The organism is Shewanella sp. P1-14-1, from assembly GCF_001401775.1.
In the GTDB taxonomy this organism is placed as follows: domain Bacteria; phylum Pseudomonadota; class Gammaproteobacteria; order Enterobacterales; family Shewanellaceae; genus Shewanella; species Shewanella japonica.
In genome coordinates, this window is the sequence record NZ_LKTL01000057.1 from 1 (window position 1) to 2425 (window position 2425).

Here is a 2425-nt window from a genome sequence, read left to right on the forward strand (position 1 = left end):
AAGAATGGTGGTCGATACTGGGCTCGAACCAGTGACCCCCTCCTTGTAAGGGAGGTGCTCTCCCAGCTGAGCTAATCGACCTGGGATTTACACAATGATTTAATTCTTAAAAAAGAATGGTGGTCGATACTGGGCTCGAACCAGTGACCCCCTCCTTGTAAGGGAGGTGCTCTCCCAGCTGAGCTAATCGACCTCGCTGTGTGGGGCCGTATTATAGGGAGCAACAAAATACTGTCAACGACTTTTTCACGAAACAAAGCTTAGCAGCGCTAAAAACGTGCACACTGCTGAATTGTTAAACGCTTTAAACCCATAACAGACATGAACACTTAACCTTTTGATGCATTATTAAGCAAGTGCTTAGGATCATAAGCTTTCATGTCTTTTCTTTTTCTTACTTTCGTCATTAACCTTGTATCAAGAATTTAAGCTTTAGCATTAATTTTAATCGCCGAACTTTATCCAGATTAAATCTATCTTGTGCAATCAAGAACTCATTCAGTAATTAGTAAACTTCAAGCAGCAAGACATTCGCTTGTTAGCTATAGTTTTTCTTCACAAGAACAATATCACTTAAGTAAAGCGACCCAGCTTATATAATCAAAAGTGAAACTCGCATAATAAGGTAGTTTAGGTATAGAATATCGGCCACTTTATTATATCTGTCTTTATATAGACGTTTTTGAAATAGGTTAGTGTCCCATTATGACAACTAAGACGCGTTTTGCTCCTAGCCCAACAGGCTTTTTACATGTAGGTGGTGCTCGAACAGCACTTTATTCTTGGCTTTATGCCCGCGCAAACCAAGGCGAGTTTGTTTTACGTGTAGAAGATACTGATATTGAACGTTCAACACCTGAAGCATGTGCAGCCATTCTTGAAGGAATGGAATGGTTAGGACTAACTTGGGATGAAGGTCCATATTACCAAACTAAACGTTTCGATCGTTATAACGAAATCATTACGCAGATGCTAGAAGAAGGTACTGCTTATAAGTGCTATTGTTCCCGTGAGCGTATTGAAGCAATGCGTGAAGAACAAGCTGCGAATGGTGAGTCACAAAAATATGATGGTCACTGTCGTGATCTTGAGCCTCGTGATACTGATGAACCATTTGTCATCCGTTTTAAGAACCCGACAGAAGGCAGTGTGGTATTTGATGATCATGTACGTGGTCGTATCGAATTTGCTAATGACACTTTAGATGACTTAATTATCGCCCGTACAGAAGGTACGCCGACTTATAACTTCTGTGTAGTTGTAGATGATTGGGATATGGGTATCACTTGCGTTGTACGTGGTGAAGACCACATCAACAACACCCCTCGTCAAATTAACATCCTTAAAGCATTAGGTGCACCAGTACCTGAATATGCTCATGTATCGATGATTTTAGGTGATGACGGTGCAAAATTGTCAAAACGTCATGGTGCTGTTGGTGTAATGCAATATCGTGATGATGGTTACTTACCAGAAGCACTGCTTAACTATCTTGTACGTTTAGGTTGGTCACATGGCGACCAAGAAGTGTTTTCGATGGAAGAAATGATCTCGCTATTCAAACTAGACGATATCAATAAAGCCGCTTCTGCCTTTAATACAGAAAAGCTGAATTGGTTGAACCAACACTACATTAAGGAGCTTGCTCCAGAATATGTAGCAAAGCATCTTCAATGGCACATGGATGACCAAAAAATTGATACAGCAAACGGCCCAGCATTAGCTGAAGTTGTTACTGCATTATCTGAAAGAGCAAAAACCTTGAAAGAGTTAGCAGCTTCTAGCCGCTACTTTTACGAAGACTTCGATGGTTTTGACGAAAATGCCGCTAAAAAACATTTACGTGGCGTAGCCATGGAGCCGTTAAAGCTAATTCAGCAAAAAATTTCTGCATTACCAGAGTGGACAGTTGAAGCAATACATCAAGCAATTGAAGATACTGCTGCAGAACTTGAAGTGGGAATGGGTAAAGTCGGAATGCCTTTACGTGTAGCCGTTACAGGCGCTGGCATGTCACCTGCTGTAGATTTAACCTTATTTTTAGTTGGAAAGGCTCGTTGCGAACAAAGAATATCCAAAGCGATTGAATTTGTAGCAGATAGAATAAATTCTTAAAAAACGAGTTGACACTTTTGGCGAGGCTGCATAGAATGCGCCTCGCAGTTGAGACACAACGTGATAATTTATCGCAGCATGTCCAAATGTATTAAGTATAGTTGAGGGGCTATAGCTCAGCTGGGAGAGCGCTTCGCTGGCAGCGAAGAGGTCCACGGTTCGATCCCGTGTAGCTCCACCAATTATATTTAAATCAAAGCATTAAGTTTTAGCCTACAGAGCTTAATGAGTTATTCACTCTTTGGTAGAGTATAACGCCAGTCCGGGTCCCCTTCGTCTAGAGGCCTAGGACACCGCCCTTTCACGGCGG

The 2425-nt window shown here is 41.6% G+C and carries 1 protein-coding gene and 3 tRNA genes; 2 read left to right on the forward strand and 2 right to left on the reverse strand.

The features are described 5' to 3' along the window. Positions 1–5: 5 nt before the first annotated feature. Both AN944_RS20870 and AN944_RS20875 read right to left on the reverse strand, forming a co-directional pair. Positions 6–81, reverse strand: a tRNA-Val gene (locus AN944_RS20870). Between the two features lie 36 nt (positions 82–117). Beyond that, a tRNA-Val gene (locus tag AN944_RS20875) sits at positions 118–193 on the reverse strand. Between the two features lie 512 nt (positions 194–705). On the opposite strand from AN944_RS20875, the gene gltX reads away from it, so the two are divergent. Beyond that, the gene (gene gltX / locus AN944_RS20880; protein ID WP_055026571.1) at positions 706–2115 is read left to right on the forward strand and encodes a glutamate--tRNA ligase; all 1410 of its coding nucleotides are present in this window, start codon (positions 706–708) and stop codon (positions 2113–2115) included. Between the two features lie 105 nt (positions 2116–2220). Further along, positions 2221–2296 (forward strand) — tRNA-Ala (locus AN944_RS20885). Positions 2297–2425: the final 129 nt, after the last annotated feature.

Excerpts from the sequence above, each read along its gene's own strand:
- gltX (WP_055026571.1), top strand. The coding sequence starts at position 706 with ATGACAACTAAGACGCGTTTTGCTCCTAGCCCAACAGGCTTTTTACAT.